Annotated in this window: 14 protein-coding genes; 11 read left to right on the forward strand and 3 right to left on the reverse strand. The window is 59.7% G+C overall.

Going from position 1 to position 20,229, the window contains the following annotated elements; all coding sequences use genetic code 11:
- Positions 1-46 precede the first annotated feature (46 nt).
- Positions 47-1,336: a citrate synthase gene (gene gltA, locus FKV68_RS07990; protein ID WP_180940974.1), complete on the reverse strand. Its 1,290-nt coding sequence runs from the start codon at positions 1,334-1,336 to the stop codon at positions 47-49.
- Between the two features lie 418 nt (positions 1,337-1,754).
- On the opposite strand from gltA, the gene FKV68_RS07995 reads away from it, so the two are divergent.
- The 9 genes from FKV68_RS07995 to exoR all read left to right on the forward strand — a co-directional run bounded on the left by FKV68_RS07995 (position 1,755) and on the right by exoR (position 15,754).
- The gene (locus tag FKV68_RS07995; protein WP_342454829.1) at positions 1,755-4,082 is read left to right on the forward strand and encodes a ComEC/Rec2 family competence protein; all 2,328 of its coding nucleotides are present in this window, start codon (positions 1,755-1,757) and stop codon (positions 4,080-4,082) included.
- A gap of 180 nt (positions 4,083-4,262) precedes the next feature.
- Entirely contained in the window at positions 4,263-5,261 is a 999-nt protein-coding gene (gene exbB, locus FKV68_RS08000) for a tonB-system energizer ExbB (protein ID WP_180940975.1), read from the forward strand.
- Positions 5,262-5,265: 4 nt separating this feature from the next.
- Complete coding sequence (gene exbD / locus FKV68_RS08005; RefSeq protein WP_180940976.1) at positions 5,266-5,691, forward strand: TonB system transport protein ExbD; 426 nt, start codon at positions 5,266-5,268, stop codon at positions 5,689-5,691.
- Between the two features lie 432 nt (positions 5,692-6,123).
- The gene (locus FKV68_RS08010; protein WP_180940977.1) at positions 6,124-6,783 is read left to right on the forward strand and encodes a protein-L-isoaspartate O-methyltransferase family protein; all 660 of its coding nucleotides are present in this window, start codon (positions 6,124-6,126) and stop codon (positions 6,781-6,783) included.
- Between the two features lie 279 nt (positions 6,784-7,062).
- Positions 7,063-8,436: an outer membrane channel protein TolC gene (gene tolC, locus FKV68_RS08015; protein ID WP_180940978.1), complete on the forward strand. Its 1,374-nt coding sequence runs from the start codon at positions 7,063-7,065 to the stop codon at positions 8,434-8,436.
- Between the two features lie 280 nt (positions 8,437-8,716).
- Positions 8,717-9,517, forward strand: a complete 801-nt coding sequence (locus FKV68_RS08020; RefSeq protein ID WP_180940979.1) for a PopZ family protein — start codon at positions 8,717-8,719, stop codon at positions 9,515-9,517.
- A gap of 334 nt (positions 9,518-9,851) precedes the next feature.
- The gene (locus FKV68_RS08025) at positions 9,852-12,695 is read left to right on the forward strand and encodes a valine--tRNA ligase (protein WP_180940980.1); all 2,844 of its coding nucleotides are present in this window, start codon (positions 9,852-9,854) and stop codon (positions 12,693-12,695) included.
- Positions 12,696-13,178: 483 nt separating this feature from the next.
- Positions 13,179-14,471, forward strand: coding sequence for an outer membrane protein transport protein (locus FKV68_RS08030; protein WP_180940981.1), 1,293 nt, complete (start codon positions 13,179-13,181; stop codon positions 14,469-14,471).
- A gap of 476 nt (positions 14,472-14,947) precedes the next feature.
- Complete coding sequence (gene exoR, locus FKV68_RS08035) at positions 14,948-15,754, forward strand: exopolysaccharide production regulator ExoR (RefSeq protein WP_180941440.1); 807 nt, start codon at positions 14,948-14,950, stop codon at positions 15,752-15,754.
- Between the two features lie 117 nt (positions 15,755-15,871).
- Here the strand turns inward: exoR and xth are convergent, their stop codons facing one another.
- Complete coding sequence (gene xth / locus FKV68_RS08040) at positions 15,872-16,663, reverse strand: exodeoxyribonuclease III (protein WP_180940982.1); 792 nt, start codon at positions 16,661-16,663, stop codon at positions 15,872-15,874.
- A gap of 208 nt (positions 16,664-16,871) precedes the next feature.
- Between xth and FKV68_RS08045 the strand changes: the two genes are divergently transcribed.
- Positions 16,872-18,335 carry a phospholipase D-like domain-containing protein gene (locus FKV68_RS08045; RefSeq protein WP_180940983.1) on the forward strand — a complete coding sequence of 488 codons (1,464 nt, stop codon included), beginning with the start codon at positions 16,872-16,874 and terminating at the stop codon, positions 18,333-18,335.
- 103 nt (positions 18,336-18,438) lie between these two features.
- Here the strand turns inward: FKV68_RS08045 and erpA are convergent, their stop codons facing one another.
- The gene (erpA, locus tag FKV68_RS08050; protein WP_180940984.1) at positions 18,439-18,771 is read right to left on the reverse strand and encodes an iron-sulfur cluster insertion protein ErpA; all 333 of its coding nucleotides are present in this window, start codon (positions 18,769-18,771) and stop codon (positions 18,439-18,441) included.
- Positions 18,772-18,985: 214 nt separating this feature from the next.
- Here erpA and FKV68_RS08055 point away from each other — a divergent pair, with 214 nt between their 5' ends.
- Positions 18,986-20,203, forward strand: coding sequence for a deoxyguanosinetriphosphate triphosphohydrolase (locus FKV68_RS08055; RefSeq protein WP_180940985.1), 1,218 nt, complete (start codon positions 18,986-18,988; stop codon positions 20,201-20,203).
- The last annotated feature ends 26 nt before the right edge of the window (positions 20,204-20,229 follow it).

Below are 20,229 nucleotides of genomic sequence, written 5' to 3' on the forward strand. Positions count from 1 at the left end.
CTTTGTGCGTCCTGATGGACGCACGGCGCTGTAAAGCGATATCCGCTCAGCGCTTCGAGACGGGGACGTAGTCGCGCTGCGGTGCACCGACATAGAGCTGACGGGGGCGACCGATGCGCTGCTCCGGGTCCTCGATCATCTCGTTCCACTGCGCGATCCAGCCGACGGTACGGGCGAGCGCAAAGAGCACCGTGAACATGGTGGTGGGGAAGCCTAGCGCCTTCAGCGTGATGCCGGAGTAGAAGTCGATGTTCGGATAGAGCTTCTTTTCGATGAAATATTCGTCGGTGAGCGCAATGCGCTCGAGTTCCATCGCCACTTCGAGCAATGGATCGTCCTTGTGGCCGAGTTCGGCGAGAACCTCATGCGTGGTCTTCTGCATGATCTTCGCGCGCGGATCATAATGCTTGTAGACGCGGTGGCCGAAGCCCATCAGACGGAACGGGTCGTTCTTGTCCTTGGCCTTGGCGATGTATTCCGGGATGCGGTCGACGGTGCCGATTTCGGCGAGCATGTTGAGCGCCGCCTCGTTGGCGCCGCCGTGCGCCGGTCCCCACAGGCAAGCAATGCCGGCCGCGATACAGGCAAACGGGTTTGCGCCCGACGAGCCGGCGAGGCGGACGGTCGAGGTCGATGCATTCTGCTCGTGATCGGCGTGCAGGATGAAGATCCGATCCATCGCGCGGGCGAGAACCGGGTTCACGACATATTCCTCGCAGGGAACCGCAAAGCACATGCGCAGGAAGTTCGAGGCGTAGTCGAGGTCGTTCTTCGGGTAAACGAACGGCTGGCCGACGTGATATTTGTAGGCCATCGCGGCAATCGTCGGCATCTTCGCGATCATGCGCAGCGACGCAACCATGCGCTGGTGCGGATCGGTGATGTCCGTCGAGTCGTGATAGAAGGCCGACAGCGCGCCGACGCAGCCGCACATGACGGCCATCGGGTGGGCGTCGCGGCGGAAGCCGGTGAAGAAACGCGACATCTGTTCGTGAACCATCGTGTGGTGGGTCACGCGATAGTCGAAATCGTCCTTCTGAGCCTTGGTCGGCAGTTCACCGTAAAGAAGCAGGTAGCACACTTCGAGGAAGTCACCGTGTTCGGCCAGTTGCTCGATCGGATAGCCGCGATGCAGCAGCACGCCCTCGTCACCGTCGATATAGGTGATCTTGGATTCACACGATGCCGTCGAGGTGAAGCCGGGATCGTAGGTGAACATCTTCGTCTGCTTGTAGAGCGATCCGATATCGACGACGGCCGGCCCGATGGATCCCGATCGCACTGGCAGTTCCGCCGATTTTCCATCGAATGTTACAACCGCGCTTTTTTCACTCATGGGAGCCTCCGTCTTATGGCAACGTGGCATAGCAAAATGCCACGAAATTGAACGTTGCGAGTTTGCTATATGATTTATTTTCGACTGCCAAGCTGTACGAAAGGCAAATTGGTGCGATGCGAAAATGTGCATATGGCGACGCAATAATCGCATGTTATTGGCAGATGTCCAATCAGATCAATGATCGTTAAGCTGATAATGCGGTACCATTCCATATAGTTCTGGTTATTTTTTGTGCAGCTTATGTTGCGATTGCAATGTGGCCTCGTTAGTTGCAGGATCCGCGGAAAGCCGCAGAGGGGCAGAGCGGACGGGAATGGGGACGGAAGAGCGAGGGCCGACGACGCGCGACGCGATGTGTCGTGCATCGCCTTTCATCGGCAGCCAAGTCGCCGTTCATGCCGCCGATGTGGCGGTAATGCGGGCCACTCGCCGACTGTCACCAGCGCTGAATGGTTCGGCGTTGGGCCCTGCGGCCGCTTCGATCGTCCGGCGATTGCGCGCTGCCGTGGAGGAGGAAGCCGATTTTGGGCACGGCTTCGTGCTGATCCCGGTGCTTCTGGCGCTCGGCTCCCTCTTTTGGTTCGCGCTGGCGTATGATGTCGGAATTGCCAAACTTGCACCGCTGCTTTGCGTTTTCGGCATAGCGGCGCTCCTGTGCCGAGGGCGTTTCGCGCCTTGGCGACCGATCGCCGCCGCGCCTTTCATCTTCGTTGCCGGCATGTTGCTGGCAGCGGCGGAGACCGCGCGCCTCGGCACGGTCATTCTCGATGGCCCGGTCACGACGAGCATTCGCGGAAGCGTGTTGTCGCGCGAGCAGGATGATAAAGGTCGCTGGCGCTATCTCGTCGAGATTAAGGAAACGTCCAAGCCGCGGCTGCGCAGACCGCCCTCCAAGGCAACACTCCTCGCTCGAAGTCCGCACGGCGGGTTTCCGGTCGGGGCGATCATCGAGGGAAAAGCGCGGCTTTCCCCGCCTTCTGGACCCGCGCTGCCCGGCCTGAACGACTTTGCGTTCGACGCCTTCTTCAAGGGGATTGGCGCGGTCGGGTTTTTCTACGGCGCGCCGCGACAGGCGTTGGATGGGGATATTGCAGCGTTTCGCACCGACATCTCCTTGTTTGCGCAAGGCATGGCCTTCCTTGCTGACATGCGTGAAGCCGTTGGAGATCGGATCCGGACCGTGGTCGGGGGTGATACGGGTGCGATTGCGGCGGCGCTCATCACTGCCGAAGAGCGAGCCATCAGCCGCGAAACCGTCGAAACCCTGAGAGCTGCCGGCCTATCGCATGTTCTGGCTATTTCGGGGCTGAACATGGTCCTCGCGGCGGGGACCTTTCTTGTTGGAGCGCGGACGCTGCTAAGTCTGGTTCCGGGCCTGGCCGAACGGTTGCCGGTCAAGAAGATCGCCGCAGCGGGGGCCCTCGTGATGGTCCTGCTCTATATCCTGATCGCTGGTGGTGCAGTCTCGGCGCTTCGCTCGTGGATCATGATCTCCATCATGCTCGTAGCCGTCTTTTTCGACCGCGTTTCGATCAGCCTGCGGAATGTCGCTCTGGCGGCAATCGTTATCATCGCCTGGACACCGTCGGCGGTTGCCGGGCCGGGATTCCAGATGTCCTTCGCCGCTACCCTGGCCCTTGTGGCTGGCTACGCTCGCTGGCGCGAACATCGAATGCGGGAACGGGAGGGAGTAACCGGCGGCCACCGTTGGGAGCCGGCGTCGAACTTTGCCATAGGCAGCGTCGCCACGTCTCTTATCGGCGGCTTGGCGACGGCAGTCTATGCCGCCGCCCATTTTCATCGGTTGCCGGCCTATGGATTAATTGCCAACGTCCTCTCCACACCATTGATAAGCATCCTCATCATGCCGTTCGGATTGTTCGCCATGCTGCTTATGCCATTCGGGCTTGAATATTATCCTCTGGTGGTGATGGGGCAGGGGCTGGATTGGATGCTCGCGGTAGCGCGCTACGTGGCTTCGTTCGACGGTGAGTGGGTGACGGGACGGGTGGGCGCGACCGGTTTTGCCCTGGCGGCGTTCGGCGGCATCGTGCTGTGTGTGCTTCGAACGCGGCTGGCGCTCTTTGGTGCGGTCTTGATCATGTTCGGCGGCACGGCGATTGCCTGGGAGCGCCAGGCCCAACGTCCTTCGGTCGTGATATCGGAAGATGGCCAGTTGGTCGGGCTGATCGCCGAAGGCGCCATCGGCACCAACCGGCCCCGGCCGCCGGACTTTATCTTCTCGCAATGGCAACGGGCGCTTGCCGTCCCCAATCATGTTGCGCCTGTCGTCGAGAGTGCCGGGGCTACAGCGGCAATAACGGCAGTGCGCGACCCAACGGCGAGCGTGGCGAAAGTGGCTGAGATCTTATCATCCGTGAAAGCAGGCGGCTTTATCTGCCGCAAGGGCGAATGGTGTGTCGGCCGCGGCCACGAGGGCTGGACCATCATCATCGTCGACGCCCCCGAACTGTTTCCGTCCTTATGCGAGGCAGCAGACCTCGTCATCGCAGACACCCGTCGGCCGTTGCCGTCCTGCAAATCGAGCCGGGCGCTGATTGTGACGGCTGAGACTCTGCGGCGGAGTGGCGCGATCGAGATTTATGCCGATGAGACGCAGGCCGCGGCGCCACCCCGCATGCGGATCGCGAAGTCGTTCGCCTCCACGGAGAGGCCATGGCAACGGCACCGCCGGTATGACTGGCGCAGCAACGACTTCTCCCACGAGCAAGGCACTCTCTAGACTCGCGCGATCGCGGGAAGAATGCGATTAGGTCAATATTCTTGATTACTTTACTCCACAAATCCTTGCCATTCGGTCATAGTTCGTCGTAAAGAGCGTGCGAAGGCATGCAGGCGTGCTCGTCCCCGGGTTGCATCGCGGCCAGGCGGCAAGACAGGCGCACAATATGTGAGGAACGAGATGTCACACCGGACTCGGCCGCAATCGAATCTGTGGTTGGCGGCTACGCTCGCCATTTCACTTGTCGGAGCGGTTTCAACAGGCTTCGCCCAAACGGTGCGGCAAGATCCCTCGTCAGCGGTCGCCCGGCAAGCGCAGGGCGCGGCGCCCGCCGTTGCGGGACCGGCCGCCACCGACGGCGGCGAAGCGAGTGTCACGACTGCCCCCGCTTTGCCTGCATCTGTCGACGCCGCGGCGCCGGGCGCAAGCGCCAACCCGGTCCTTCCGCACGATCTTTCGCCGATCGGTATGTTTCTTGCTGCCGATATCGTCGTCAAGGGCGTGATGATCGGCCTGGCGATGGCATCCGTCGTCACCTGGGCGATTTTCCTTGTGAAGACGATAGAACTCGTCGGTGCAAAATCGCGGCTGAGACGCGCAGTCCGAGTGCTCAGCGATGCGAATGGCCTCGCCGAGGTCAAGGCCGGACTCGACCGCAAGGCCGGCGTTGCTGCGGAAATGGTCGCGGCAGCGGTCGACGAAATGGCCCGTTCAGAGGCGGTTCTGGATCATGCCCCGGCCACCGGCATCAAAGAGCGCGTGTCATCGCTACTCGGCCGTATCGAGATTCGTGCCGGCAAGCAGATGAGCGGCGGCACCGGCATTCTGGCTTCGATCGGTTCAGTTGGTCCCTTCGTCGGGCTGTTCGGTACGGTTTGGGGGATCATGAATTCGTTTATCGGCATCAGTAAAGCGCAGACGACCAACCTGGCGATCGTAGCGCCCGGTATTGCCGAGGCTTTGCTGGCGACAGCCATCGGCCTCGTCGCGGCCATTCCCGCGGTGGTGATTTACAACTACTTCGCGCGGTCGGTAAGCGGCTACAAGCTCATCCTGGCGGATGCGGCGGCAGCGGTGGAACGATTGGTGAGCCGCGACCTCGACCATCGACATGTGCGCAAGGCCCAGCCGCAGAGGCGCGACGGCTATGTCGATGCTTCGATAACCAGGATCGGATAAGGGGATGGCGGGACGGATTTCCGAAAGCGGTGGCGATCTCGACGAGAACAGCGAGATCAACGTGACGCCCTTCATCGACGTCATGCTCGTCCTGCTGATTATCTTCATGGTTGCTGCACCCTTGGCGACCGTCGACATGAAGGTCGACCTGCCGCAATCGGTGGCCAAGCCCGCGCCAAGGGACGACAAGCCGGTTTTCGTGACATTGAAGGCAGACTTGACGCTGGCGATCGGCAACGAGGAAACGGCTCGCGAAAGCTTCGTTTCGGAACTCAAGCGGATAACGAACGGGAGCACCGAAACGCGCGTGCTCCTGCGCGCGGATCGCTTGGTCGATTACGGCGAACTGATGACAGTTATGAATCTCATTCAAGACGCAGGCTACAGCAAGATCGCCCTTGTCGGGCTCGAGGCGGCGCCCGGGCGTTAGAGCATCCCGCTTTCAAATGGCATAGTTGAAAGCGGATAAGATGCACTAGAATCAAAGCGCTAGAGGCGCCTTGTGCGTTCTTTTGAATGCACGGCGCTCTGGCCACCTGCAGCCCTTGGCTTCAAGATTTGTCGCCACGCTTCGAGGCACTGCCTGTCTTGCTGAAACCGAATCTTTGAGCGATCCGCTCCGAGCGGTCCGCCGATCACGAGGCACGTCGCTGCGCTCTTCGTCGTGGAGGCGCTGCCGCTCCTGTCGTGAGCCGTTGCCATCCTTCCCTTTTTGCTCGCCGAAATGTCGCTGTCGCTTGAAACCGGCGATGCGCCGATTTATGAGCTTAGGCAACGGGCTGCGCATCGGCGGCCAAATGCAAGATCGCGCGGATTTTCCGGACACCGGCGCCGCGCCTATCCGGGATACGAGGGCAGTACCATGAACTTCGAAGCAGCGCGCATTAAGATGGTCGACAATCAGGTTCGGACCACGGATGTGAACTCCCATTCGGTGCTGTCCGCCTTCCTTTCCGTTCCTCGCGAGGAGTTCGTGCCCGCCAAATTAAAGGAACTGGCCTATATCGATGCCGATATCGAACTCGTTGGCGGCGCCGAACCGCGCTACTTGATGGAGCCATCGCCGCTCGCGAAGCTGTTGCAGCTCGCCGGAATTTCCAAGTCCGATGTTGTGCTCGAGATTGGGTGCGGGACAGGTTATGCCTCCGCATTGCTATCTCTGATTGCCGGCTCTGTCGTCGCACTGGAGAGCGACGAGGGGCTGGCCGCTACAGCGACTGCGACGCTCGCGCGCCTTGGCTATGACAATATTGCGGTGGTGACGGGCGACCTTGCCGAAGGCTACGTCGCAGAATCTCCCTATGACGTGATTTTCATCAACGGTGCAGTGGAAACAATTCCGGCGGGCCTTTTCGGGCAACTGCGCGACGGCGGGCGCCTCGTGACGGTTGAAGGATTTAGTAACGCATCTCGTGCGAAAGTTTATGTGCGTGGATTCGGCAGGATCTCGGAACGGTCGGACTTCAACACGGCCGTCAAGCCTCTTCCCGGATTTCGCCGCGAGCGCACTTTTGTTTTCTGAGGCACCTCATATTGGTGACACTCAGCATAGAAGCGTTGTTACCAAAATCGCAATGTTGCCAATTGGCAACGTATCCTCTGTTTCTTTTTGAAATGGCTGCCGAGAGCGTCAGTGGACAGTTGTCGCAAGACCGAATCCGGGTTTCAAAGAGCACAGGGGTAGTGATTTGCTCGCCGATGGGTGCACGAGCATGTCGCCACGATAGTTTTGCAGGTCGCCCGAAGCGGACTTGCTGGTAATTGCGGGGCGGCGCAGCTGCCTCGGCTGATCGGAGGGAAGATGGTGTCGATTGTCCGCAAAGCAGCCTTGTGGGCGGCTGTCTCGACCAGTGTGCTGATCGCGCCGCATGCGGCGCTGGCAGAGACGATCGCCGGCGCAATGGCGAAGGCCTATGCGAACAACCCGGATCTCAATGCCGCACGCGCTGGCCTTCGCGCCACCGATGAAGGGGTTCCGATCGCCAAATCTGGCTTCCGGCCGCAGGTCTCGGCGGCCGCTACCGGTACATTGACTCGTGTCGACGGTGAGAGGCCTGGTCTTGGTGGCGACTTTCATAGTGGCCAAGTCGGCATTAGCATCACTCAGATGATTTTCGATGGGTTTCAGACGCTGAACAACGTCAGGGCCGCCGAATCGAATGTCTTTTCGAGCCGCGAAACGTTGAAGGCCAATGAAATCCAGATCCTTCTCGCTGCAGCGCAGGCCTATGCGAATATCGCTCGCGATCAGCAGGTTGTTTCGATCCGCAGGCAGAACCTGGCGTTCCTGAGAGAGCAGCTGAATGCCTCGCAAGCGCGCCTCGAGGTGGGTGAAGGAACGCGCACGGATGTGAGCCAGGCCGAGGCGGAACTCGCCAACGCGCAGTCCTTGCTGGTCAGCGCGATCGCCCAGCTCAAGCAGAGCGAAGCGGTCTACGTGCAGATTGTCGGCGCGGCTCCCACGGGAATCAGGCAGCCGGCGCCGGCCAACAAGAGCATGCCGAGATCCCTCGATCAGGCGGTGGCTACGGGCTTGCGGGAAAATCCGCAGATTCTGGCCGCGCAGTATGCTGTCGATTCGGCAGGCTTCCAGGTGAAGTCGGCCGAAGGCACGATGCTGCCCGGCGTCGTGCTGCAGGGAGCGGTGACGCGTAATACCGGCAATGTCGGCAATGGATTGGACGACACCACCGCAAGTGTGACGGCGCGGTTGGAAGTGCCGATCTATCAGGGCGGTGCTGAATACGGACAGATACGCCAGGCCAAGGAAATCCTGGGTCAGCAGCGAATCCTCGTCGACTCTGCGCGTGCCTCGGTTCAGCAGACCGTGGTCTCGGCCTATGCTCAGCTTGATTCCGCTCTCGCGCGAATCACCGCAAGCAGGTCGCAGATTTCGGCCGCCAACCTGGCTCTTGAGGGCGTTATCGAAGAGCGAAAGGTGGGCCAGCGCACCACGCTCGACGTCCTCGACTCGCAACAGGACGTTCTCGACGCGCAGGAGTCGCTCGCCGCAGCGCAGCGCGATGCCGTCGTGGCGAGCTATTCGCTGCTCGCGGCTATGGGCCGGCTGACCGTCAAGACTCAAGGCCTCGCGGTTGCGGAATATCGCTCGGAAGAGCACTACGAAGCCGTCAAGGACAAGTGGTTCGGCCTGCGGACCGTCGACGGCCGCTGACCGCATGAACTATAGCGTCCCTTGTGCGTCTTATCAGACGCGCAAGGGACGCTATACCACTTTGAATTGCTGCATGTTTTTATCCCTAATCGGCTACGATTTAAGGGAACATGCAGCAGGCGGGGCAGACGGCATCTGCCCCAAAAAACAAATCTGTGCAAGAGTCTCCATGGTTGATTCGTGACGTTTGTTTCGTCCGCGAACTCACCTAAGGTCTGTTTGAAATCGGCACACGGACGCTTTTGAAGCCCGTGCTTGGCCGCACCAAACGAGGATGGAAATGGCACAGCTCAATGTCGCGCGTGAACCTTCGATGGACGAGATTCTGGCGTCCATTCGCAAGATCATCGAGAACAACGAGCCTGGGCAGATGGGATCCTCTGTCAGGCAGGAGTTCGAAGACGAAGCCGATGACGACATCGAACTGACAATCGACTCGGAAATCGAGGCCGCCGCGTTCGGTGCATCCGAAGAGCCTCGTCCTTCATCAAAGATGCAGCCCTACGTGTCCACGGCCGATGCAACCGGCAATACGGCAGAAACCCAGGCTTCGCCGCAGCCGCCGCTTTCGCTTGCTGACGTCGCGGCAAGGGTAAGAGCCGCCTCCGAACGTCACGCGGTGAACTATGCTTCAAAGGATCACGTCGGCCCGGCCCCTGCGCCTCCGGTGCAGGACAATCCGGTAATTACCTCGCGAATGGCGGCGGTCTCTTCGCCTGCGACTCCGCTAAACGTGAGCGTGAGGAAAGCGGAAGACGAGCCGGTCGGGGATGTTTCCGTAGAACGGACGGTTGCCGAGCCCAGCACGTCGTCAATGGCGACCGTTCGGGAGGAGGTGGCCGACACCGAAGAGACGCCGCTGAGCGCGATTGTGTCTCCGGCGGTCAGCCGCCAGGTGGCGCGCTCATTCGAAGACCTTGCCCATGCCGTCGAGCAGGGACCCAGGCGTTCCTTCGACGAGATTGCGGAAGCGATGCTTCGGCCAATGCTGCAGGAATGGCTGGATGATAATCTGCCAACCTTGGTCGAGCGTTTGGTGCGCGAGGAAATCGAACGCGTCGCGCGCGGTCCTCGTCGCTGACGCGGGCTTCTGCGGAGAGCTACTGCATAATTCCTTAATCGGAATCGATTTAAGGATAAAATAATGCAGCACTTCCAAGTGCTACAGCGACCTCAGCGCATCGGCCCGAAAATCGGAATCGATTTTCGGAAAGAACGATGCGTAGATTCAAAGACTTACAGCGTCCTTTGTGCGTCCTGAAGGACGCACGGCGCTGTAGCGCGTCCATAGGACGCGCGGCGCTGTAAAGTCGCGGGCGTAATCGCTTGCGGCTTTTTTGCCGTTTGTGTTGACTTGCGCCGGGCCTTCCGGTTTACAAAACGCTGACATCAATCTCCAATAAACTGGCCGAAAAATGCTTGATAAGACCTACGATTCCGCAGCCGTCGACCCGCGTATCGCCAAGAAGTGGGACGAAGAAAACGCGTTTCGTGCTGGCGCCGGCGCAAAGCCCGGGGCCGATAGCTTCTGCATTGTGATTCCGCCGCCGAACGTGACGGGCTCGTTGCATATGGGCCATGCGCTGAACAACACGCTGCAGGACATCATGGTGCGTTTCGAGCGTATGCGCGGCAAGGATGTGCTCTGGCAGCCGGGCATGGATCACGCCGGCATCGCCACACAGATGGTCGTCGAGCGTCAGCTCGCGCAGAGAAAACTGCCCGGTCGGCGTGAGATGGGGCGTGAAGCGTTCGTCGAAAAGGTTTGGGAGTGGAAGGCCGAATCCGGTGGTCTGATCTTCAACCAGTTGAAGCGGCTGGGGGCGTCGTGCGACTGGTCGCGCGAACGCTTTACAATGGACGACGGCTTGTCCGAGGCCGTGATCGAGGTCTTTGTCAGCCTCTATAAGGAAGGTCTGATCTACCGCGACAAACGCCTCGTCAACTGGGACCCGAAGCTGCAGACGGCGATCTCGGATATCGAAGTCGAGCAGGTCGAGGTCAATGGCCATCTCTGGCATCTACGGTATCCGCTGGAAGAGGGCGTTACATACCAGCATCCCGTGGCCTTCGATGAAGACGGCAACGCGACGGAATGGGAGGCCCGCGACTATCTCGTCGTTGCCACCACGCGTCCGGAGACGATGCTCGGCGATACCGGCGTTGCGGTCCATCCGGATGACGTCCGCTACAAGGGTATTGTCGGCAAGCACGTGATCCTGCCAATCGTCGGGCGGCGGATTCCGATCGTGGCCGATGAATACCCCGATCCGGCGACGGGCACCGGTGCCGTCAAGATGACGCCGGCCCACGACTTCAACGACTTCGACGTCGGCAAGCGGAGAGGACTTCGCCAGGTCAATGTCCTGACTGCGGACGGGCGGATCACGATCAAGAATAACGAGGACTTCCTTGAAGACCTCGATCACCCGGCTGCGCTTCACGGCGCCTGGGATCAACTCGAAGGCAAGGACCGTTTCGAGGCTCGCAAGCTGATCGTCGAGATCCTCGACGAGGCGGGGCTTGTCGATCACATCGAGCCGCACAGGCACACCGTGCCGCATGGTGACCGCGGCGGGGTACCGATCGAGCCCCGGCTGACCGAGCAATGGTATGTCGATGCCAAGACCTTGGCCAAGCCCGCGATTGCCGCGGTCAGGGAAGGCCGGACCAACTTCGTTCCGAAGAACTGGGAAAAGACCTACTTCGAATGGATGGAGAACATCCAGCCCTGGTGCATTTCGCGCCAGCTCTGGTGGGGGCACCAGATACCCGCGTGGTACGGTCCCGACGGCCAGATCTTCGTGGAGAAGACCGAGGAAGAGGCGCTGCACGCCGCGATCCAGCACTACATCGCGCATGAAGGGCCGATGAAGGCCTATGTCGAAGACCTTCTCGAAAACTTCAAGCCAGGCGAAATCCTGACGCGCGACGAGGACGTGCTGGACACTTGGTTCTCGTCCGCCCTCTGGCCGTTCTCAACGCTCGGATGGCCGAACGAAACGCCGGAACTCGAAAGATACTACCAGACGGATGTTCTGGTGACCGGCTTTGACATCATCTTCTTCTGGGTCGCCCGTATGATGATGATGGGCCTTCATTTCATGAAGGACGCCGACGGCACGCCGGTCGAGCCGTTCCACACCGTTTACGTCCACGCGCTCGTTCGCGACAAGAACGGCCAGAAGATGTCGAAGTCGAAAGGTAACGTCATCGACCCATTGGAACTGATGGACGAATACGGCGCCGACGCGCTGCGCTTCACCCTGGCGATCATGGCGGCGCAGGGGCGCGACGTGAAACTCGACCCGGCCCGCATTGCCGGCTACCGCAACTTCGGCACCAAGCTCTGGAATGCGACGCGCTTCGCCGAGATGAATGGCGTGACGAACAGCGAAGGATTCATTCCCGAAGCCACGTCGCTGACCATCAACCGCTGGATTCTGACCGAGCTTTCGCGAACGATCCGCGACGTAACGGAGGCGATCGACGGGTACCGCTTCAACGAAGCGGCCGGCGGTCTCTATCGCTTTGTCTGGAACCAGTTCTGCGACTGGTACCTCGAACTCTTGAAGCCCGTTTTCAACGGCGAAGACCAAGAGGCCAAGCGCGAGTCTCAGGCCTGCGTCGCTTACGTGCTGGACGAGACCTACAAGCTCTTGCATCCGTTCATGCCGTTCATGACGGAGGAGCTTTGGGAGAAGACCGCTGGTCCCGGACGCGAGCGTGATACGCTGCTGTGTCACGCGGAATGGCCGTCAGCCTTCTACGCGGATGATGCTGCCGCAGACGAAATCAACTGGTTGATCGATCTCGTCTCGGGCATTCGCTCGGTGCGCGCCGAAATGAATGTTCCCCCGGCAGCGACGGCGCCACTCGTGATCGTCGGTGCAAATGGGCTGACCAGCGAGCGCCTTGACCGGCATGCCTCGGCGATAAAGCGCCTTGCGAGAGTGGAGAGCATCGAGCATGCGGCGGTGGCGCCGCGCGGCAGCGCCCAGATCGTCATCGCCGAAGCGACAGCCTGCCTTCCGCTCGGCAGCCTTATCGACCTTTCAGCAGAGAAGATCCGGCTCGAGAAGGCAATCGCCAAGGTTGAGGTCGAGCGTGAGAGAATTCTCGGTAAGCTCGCCAACGAGAAGTTCGTCGCCAACGCGAAGGCCGAGTTGGTCGAGGCAGAGCGCGAAAGGCTCGTGGAACTGGACCTGCAGAAGGATTCGCTTGGGGTCGCCCTCAGCCGCGTGTCGGAAGCGGGTTGAGGCGACAGGCCGACGCATTCCTTCCGGAATCGCGGCGCTTCGGTCCGAATACTTGGAACAAGTTGCAATCCGCGGTAGAAATATCGCGGATTTTCTATTCTGCACCCAGGATAATTCGAATCAGACGTCGATCCGACGCGATTGAGCGCGGCAATACACGCCTTAGTTTTATTGACTGCCTGCCCAAAGATGCTTGCGCCTTAACGGCGCAAAAACCGAAATTGTTGTTCCGCAGTCACACCTCGCCGTAGAAGTGGAATATTTTTTTCAACTATACGGAATGATTGGTCCTCCTTGGAAAACCGTTCCCCAATTCCGGAATTGTGTCTAGATCATGGAATTCTTACGTAAATCTGATGGTCTATCCGCCGGCTAATCCCACGAGTCCGCGGTTTGCCATTTCACGCAATCGTGAGGATACTCCCGGCCAAGCGCGACAGGAGCTGGATTGTCGCACGCTGAAAGTGCAGGGGGAGGAGCTTAATGGCTCAAAATGGAATGAAGCAGGGCATTTTGGCGGTCGTCGCCGGAATGCTCGTGGTATCGGCTGCGCACGCTGGGGGGCTTGAGCGCAGCGGTTACAATATCGATTTGTTGTTCGACCCGTCGGATTATGCTGCCGAAGCAACGGCGACCTACGTCAATCCGCAGCGTGAACTGAAGAATGTCCGGGATACGGATACTGCGAATACAGATGTGCTTGGAGGCACGTTCGGCGGCGGCAACCTGAATGGCCGTCCGAATGCTGCGGATGACACGGAAAGCTATTGGGCGCCCCGCATTGGCGTAAAGGCTGCTTTGGGTGACAGTATTGACTGTATGGCGGACTACTCGCAGCCTTGGGGCGCCCATACCAATCCCGGCAAGAATTGGGCCGGTGCCAATAACAACATCGAAACGAAAGTCGAAAGCGACAACTACGCAGCCACCTGCTCCTACAAATGGGAGATGGGGCCTGGCTACTTGCGCGTTATTGGCGGTGGCTTCTACCAGGAAGTGGGTGGCTTTAAAGAGCGGCTAGTGCAGGACTACACAGGCACACCGCTTAACGGCATATTCTCGGGCGTCGGGCGGCTTGAACTCGAGGATAGCGGGTGGGGTTGGCGAACGGGCGTAGCTTACGAAATACCTGAATACGCGATGCGCGCCAGTCTCGTTTACAACAGCGCCGTCGATCTGGATAACCTTTCCGGTTTCATTGACTTGCGGCAGTTGGGATTTTTTGTTCCCAATCCCGGCGGCGGCCCACCCATCCTGGCTACCGGCACTAAGTACGACGTCAGTGGCGCCGCTTCGATGCCGGATTCGCTGGAGCTCAAGGTCCAGTCCGGCATAGCACCCGGGTGGCTCGCATTCGGCTCCGTCAAGTGGACGGATTGGAGTCAATTGCAGGTTGTCAAATTCTGCCCCGCGACCGTAACCGCCGCGACACCCTGCACAAGCCTGGACCTCCTGTATCGGGACGGCTGGACAATCAGCGGCGGCATCGGCCACAAGTTCAACGATCAGTGGAGCGGGGCAGTCAGCCTAACCTGGGATCGAGGCACTAGCCACGGCTATGGTAGTCAGACAGATACCTGGCTGCTTGGTACCGGCGTTTCCTACACGCCGAACCAGAATGTCGAAGTACGCCTTGCCGGTAGTGTTGGGATCCTGACGAGCGGCAGTTCGGGACCGGTCACCTTTGACGGGCAAGTGATCGGCGACGACGTGACCTATGACTTCGACAATGATTTTGTCGGTGCGATCTCAACATCGCTAAAGGTTAGGTTCTGATCCCCTCGTCTGGGGTGTTTGAGGCCCGGTTTCCCCGGGCCTTCCTTTTATCGGGCGGCATATTTTCGGCTGACGGCACCATTTTATGAGCGTTCATGAATGTGACGATTCAGCAACACATTTGCTGCTATGGTTTGCTAGTATCGTGGCCGGTTCAACTATGTCCATTTCCCGCCACAAAATGAGAGCAGCGATGATAGCCACAAATGTGCGATCGAGTGCAGTACCTGCGTTTTGAGGTGAATTGAGTTTGTGCGCTGTCAGGACATCCCGTCGCAATTGGCATCAAACGCCTTGCCGATCCGTGATCGGCGTTGGGGGAGGAGATGCGCGGGAAAATTTAGCGACAGATACGCATGGTCTTAGCCTTGCCAAGGATCTGTGAGCACTCGAATGGCAAGCAACCGTGCACAGATTGATGTTTGCAGCGGTGGTGAGTTCGGCGTTGCCGGCTGGAACGGAAGAAATTGATTGTGATGCTCGCGGGTGAATTCAAGTCGCTTAGGATTGCGGTGCTCGGTGTGTCGCTGGCGGTTGGTGCCTCCACCGCAGGGCCCGCGCGAGCATTCGATCCGGGAGCGGGCGTTTCCAAGGAATCCGGCCCGTTCGCCCTCTTCAAGTTTGGCTTTTCCGCCTACAAGAACGGCAGGAAGGACGAAGCGGTCGAGGCCTATCGTTATGCCGCCGAAAAGGGGCATACGGGATCGCGCTGGGCACTCGCCAATATGTATGCCTATGGCGACGGGGTCACCGAGAACGATCTAGAAGCGTTCAAGATCTACAGCGAAATTGCCCAGCAGGGCGTCGAACCCGGGTCGGAAGACACGGGTTATTTTGTTAATGCGCTGATCTCGCTTGCCGGCTACTATCGGCGCGGCATTCCCGACAGCCCGGTGAAAGTGGACCTGGCACAGGCCCGGCAGTTGTATTTTCAGGCGGCGTCGACGTTCGGTGTCGCGGAGGCGCAATTTCAGCTGGCGCGCATGCTGCTTTCGGGCGAGGGCGGCACCGTCAATGTTCAACAGGCCAAGAAGTGGTTGAACCGCGCACGCAAGAATGGCCATGCCGGAGCCATGGGCGTGTTCGGAAACGTCATTTTTCAGGAAGGCCAGACCGTTCGTGGCCTTGCCTATATGACCGCGGCGCTTGACCAGTGTTCGCCGAAGGACAAGCCCTGGCTGCAGTCGATGCAGGAGCAGGCCTTCTCGCTGGCGACTGAAGACGATCGCCGCGTGGCGATCACCATGTCGCAGAACATGCACCTACAGGCAGACGACGATTAGATCAGGCCTACAGCGCCGCGCGTCTTGTTGGACGCGCAAAGGACGCTGTAGCACTTCGAATTGCTGCATGTTTTTGTCATCAGATCGGCTACGATCTAAGAAAACAGGCGGTAGCGACTATGCCGCTTCGAAGGCGAATTCGCCTGCGACCGGCACGTGGTCGGACGGTTTTTCCCAGGAGCGCACGTGTTTTTCTATCGCCGTAGACAAGAGCTTGTCGGCGGCCTCGGGCGACATCATCAGGTGATCGATGCGAATGCCGAAATTTTTCGGCCAGCATCCGGCCTGATAGTCCCAGAATGAATAGAGCGGCACCTCGTCCGAGGTGGCGCGCACGGCGTCGGTGAATCCGAGATTGCGAAGACGCCGGAAAGCCGCTCGCGTTTCCGGCAGGAAGAGCGCATCGTTCTGCCAGACCTTGACGTCCCAGCAATCGTGGGCTTCCGGAATGACATTGTAGTCGCCGGCGAGAATGAGCGGTTCTTCGAGCCTGAGCCTCTGTTCCGCGAAGGTCGCCAGGCGCTGCATCCAGCTTAGCTTGTAAGGGTATTTTTCGCTGTCGACGGGACTTCCGTTCGGCAGGTAGAGGCAACACACGCGGATCGCGCCGTCTTTAACCGAGAAGACGCCCTCTATAAAGCGTGCCTGCTCGTCCATCTCGTCTCCCGGCAGGCCACGATTGACTTCGTCTGGCCGCATTTTCGAGAGCAGTGCGACGCCATTGAAGCCCTTCTGGCCGTGCGTTTCCACGTGGTAGCCGAGTGCTTCGATCTCACTCCTCGGAAATGCCTCGTCCACTGATTTGATTTCCTGCAGGCAGGCGATGTCCGGGTTCGATTCCTTGAGCCAGGCGACGACTCCGTCGAGGCGTGCCTTGGCGCCGTTGATGTTCCAGGTGGCAATCTTCATGGGCCAGCATCGCCTTTCTTATACGTGAATCCGCGCGGACGATCCGTTGTAGCGACTGCGAATTCTTTTGACAAATCCGATACCTGGGAACATCGGCGCCGCTCAAGGGAAACAATCGGCCGCGGCGCAATATCGCTTTCCGCGCGCCGCATTTCTGCTGACGGTTGCAGGAATTGATTCCGCCCTGTCTGGCTCTATAGTCCGTCGCATGATCGAGTTCGTCGAAAACTACTGGCCGCACTTTCTGGCGCTGCTCTCCTTCGCTTTGGGCATACCGGCGATCGTCCACGCAGCGATGACCAAGGACGATGTACGCGCCGCCGCCGGCTGGGTCGGCGTCGTCTTGCTGTCACCGGTAATAGGGGCGGTGGTCTACGCGGTTGCGGGCATCAATCGCATTCGTCGTACGTCCATCGGCCTGCAGCGCTCGTTGTTGCGCCCGCGAGGGGCAGATCAGTTCGGCCGTTACGACGTGACGCACGACGAAGTCGCCGTCCGCTTCGGACACCGCTTTGCTGCGATGAAGATGCTGGGAGACAGGGTCGCGCGGCATGCGATGTCGACGGGAAACCACATCACCATGTTGGAAGGCGGTGATACCGTCTATGGCGCAATGCTTGAGGAAATTGCCGGTGCGCGCCGCAGCATCCTCATCGAAAGCTACATCTTCGACAGGGATCCGATCGGCCTGCGCTTTGCCGATGCGCTCATTGCGGCGGCGAAACGCGGCGTCAGCGTCAGGGTTTTGATCGATGCGGTCGGGGCACGCTATTCGGTGCCGAGCGTCGTCAGCTACCTGAAGGAAGGCGGGGTACCGACCGCGGTCTTCAACGGCAACATCATCATGGGGCTGAGACTGCCCTATGCGAATCTCAGAACCCACCGGAAGATTCTGGTCGTTGATGGCGTTGTCGCTTTCGCCGGCGGCATGAACATTCGCGCCGGCTTCACAACCGAAGTGGCGGGAAAGACGGCCTCATTCGACACGCATTTCCGTGTCACCGGACCGGTTGTTGCCGACATTTTCCAGGTCGCTGCGGAGGACTGGCAATTTTCAAGCGGTGAGAGCCTTGAGGGCGATGAATGGAAGATCGGCGTGCCGGAGGAGATACCGGACACGCCCCCAGTCCTCATGCGCGCGGTTCCGTCCGGTCCGGACAGCACGAATGAGACTAATCATAAGATGCTGATGGGCGCCTTCTCGGTTGCGCGCAAGCATATCCGCCTGATGTCGCCGTATTTCCTTCCGGACAAGGAACTGGTCAGCGCCCTGGTGACCGCCGCCCGCAGGGGCGTGGAAGTGGACATCGTCGTGCCGGCCGTCAACAATCTGACCCTCATCGACAGGGCAATGACTGCCCAGTTCGACCAGGTTCTCAAAGGCCATTGCCGAGTGTGGCGGGCACAGGGAGCGTTCAACCATTCCAAGCTGATGGTCGTCGATGAGCGTTGGACCTATGTCGGTTCGAGCAACCTCGACCCGCGCTCGCTGCGCCTCAATTTCGAGTTCGATCTCGAGGTCCTCGACGACGCGTTTGCGCAGGCAGTCAGCCATAAGATCTGCGCGGCATTGACGTCGGCGGAGGAGGTTACCCTTGCGGGATTGCGCAATCAGCCCTTCCCGAATCGTCTGGCGAACCGCCTGCTTTGGCTGGGGTCACCCTATCTTTAGCTACTGCATGTTCCTTCCATCGACATGCAGCAATTCTTTGCGCGTCTGGAAAGACGCACGGCGCTGTAGGGCCTGCTTCCAGGAGGTGAAGTGCTGACCTTCATCAGATCGAAAAGCTCGTCCCGCAGCCGCAGCTTGCAACGGCATTCGGATTCTTGATCTGAAAGGACTGGCCGAGCAGGTTATCGACGAAATCGATTTCCGAGCCGCCCATATAGACGAGGGACAGGCTGTCGATCAGAACCTTGGCGCTTCCCTTTTCGAGCACCAGATCGTCATCGTTTTCAGCGTCGACCAGATCGAATTTGTAAGAAAAACCGGAACAGCCGCCACCTTCGACGGAGACACGCATCGCGTTCTTGTTCTTCTCCGTCTGGAGAATTGCGGCGATGCGCTTGGCAGCCGCATCGGAAAGGGTCACTGTTTCCTGTGTCATAGATGCCTCCTGCCGGGGTCAAGAACCGGAGAGATTCGTTTTCGCGCCTGGCCTTGCGAGAGTTCAGTCGAAAAATCGGCCCGAAATCCTGCTACCAAACCATTGATCTGTCATCAGGACCCTCACGACAGTTCGCCGCGGCTTTCCTGTAGCGTACACTATAGGTATGAAGGCTTGAATGTCCCGTCAATGGGACGGCCGGCACAGGTGAGAAATGACTTTCGACAGACAGGCCCTCGGCTTCGGTTACGGCGAGCATGCCGTCTTTGCGTCGGATCCTTGGGCTACGCGCGGCAGGCTCCATCTCGAGGCGGGAAGCCCGACACGCTCCGATTTCCAGCGTGACCGCGATCGCATCGTCCATACGACAGCGTTTCGCCGATTGAAGCACAAGACGCAGGTATTCATCGCTGCGGATGGCGACCACTACCGCACCCGCCTTACGCATACGATCGAGGTTGCGCAGATCGCACGCGCGCTGGCGCGCGCCCTGAAGCTCGACGAGGATCTCGCGGAGGGCGTTGCCCTTGTGCACGATTTCGGCCACACGCCCTTCGGGCATACCGGCGAGGACGCGCTGCACGAGGTGCTGAAACCCTATGGCGGCTTCGATCACAACGCGCAGTCGCTGCGCATCGTCACCAAGCTGGAGCGACGCTACGCGGAATTCGACGGACTGAACCTCACCTGGGAAAGCCTCGAAGGTCTCGTCAAGCACAACGGCCCGCTGATGACTCTGGCGGGCGAGGGCACGCGCGGCCCGGTCCCGCAGCCGATTCTCGACTATTGCGTCCTGCACGATCTCGAGCTTGCGAGCTTTGCAAGCCTCGAAGCCCAGGTCGCAGCGATCGCCGACGACATCGCCTACAATACCCATGACATAGACGATGGGCTGCGGGCGGGATATCTCACCTTCGAGATGCTGGAGGAGGTTCCGTTCCTCGCGCGGCTGATGCGCGAGGTCCATGAGCGCTATCCGGGACTGGAAAGCAGCCGCTTCACGCACGAGATCATGAGGCGCCAGATCACTGCGATGGTGGAGGACGTGATTGGCGTGGCCCAGACGCGTCTTCGTGAAGTCCGGCCGCAAAGTGCGGGCGACGTGCGGCAGGCGGGCAAGGTGATCGCCACCTTCTCGGAAGAGATGAGCGAGACCGACCGGCAGATCAAACATCTATTGATGACCCGGATCTACCGGCACCCGGAGGTGATGAGGGTGCGGCAGGGAGCAGCCTCGATCGTCACCGATCTCTATCGTGCTTTCATGGCCGATCCGCTCTTGATGAAGGAACACTACTGGATCGACCAGATCGTCGGCATGGCGGAACCGGTCCGGGCGCGCCACGTGGGAGACTATCTCGCCGGGATGACGGACACTTTCGCGATCAGTGCGCACAGGCGCTTGTTTGACCACACGCCTGATTTGCGCTAGTGACGCCCCCGCCCGGAGGCTGCAGG

The organism is Sinorhizobium mexicanum (assembly GCF_013488225.1).
Lineage (GTDB): Bacteria > Pseudomonadota > Alphaproteobacteria > Rhizobiales > Rhizobiaceae > Sinorhizobium > Sinorhizobium mexicanum.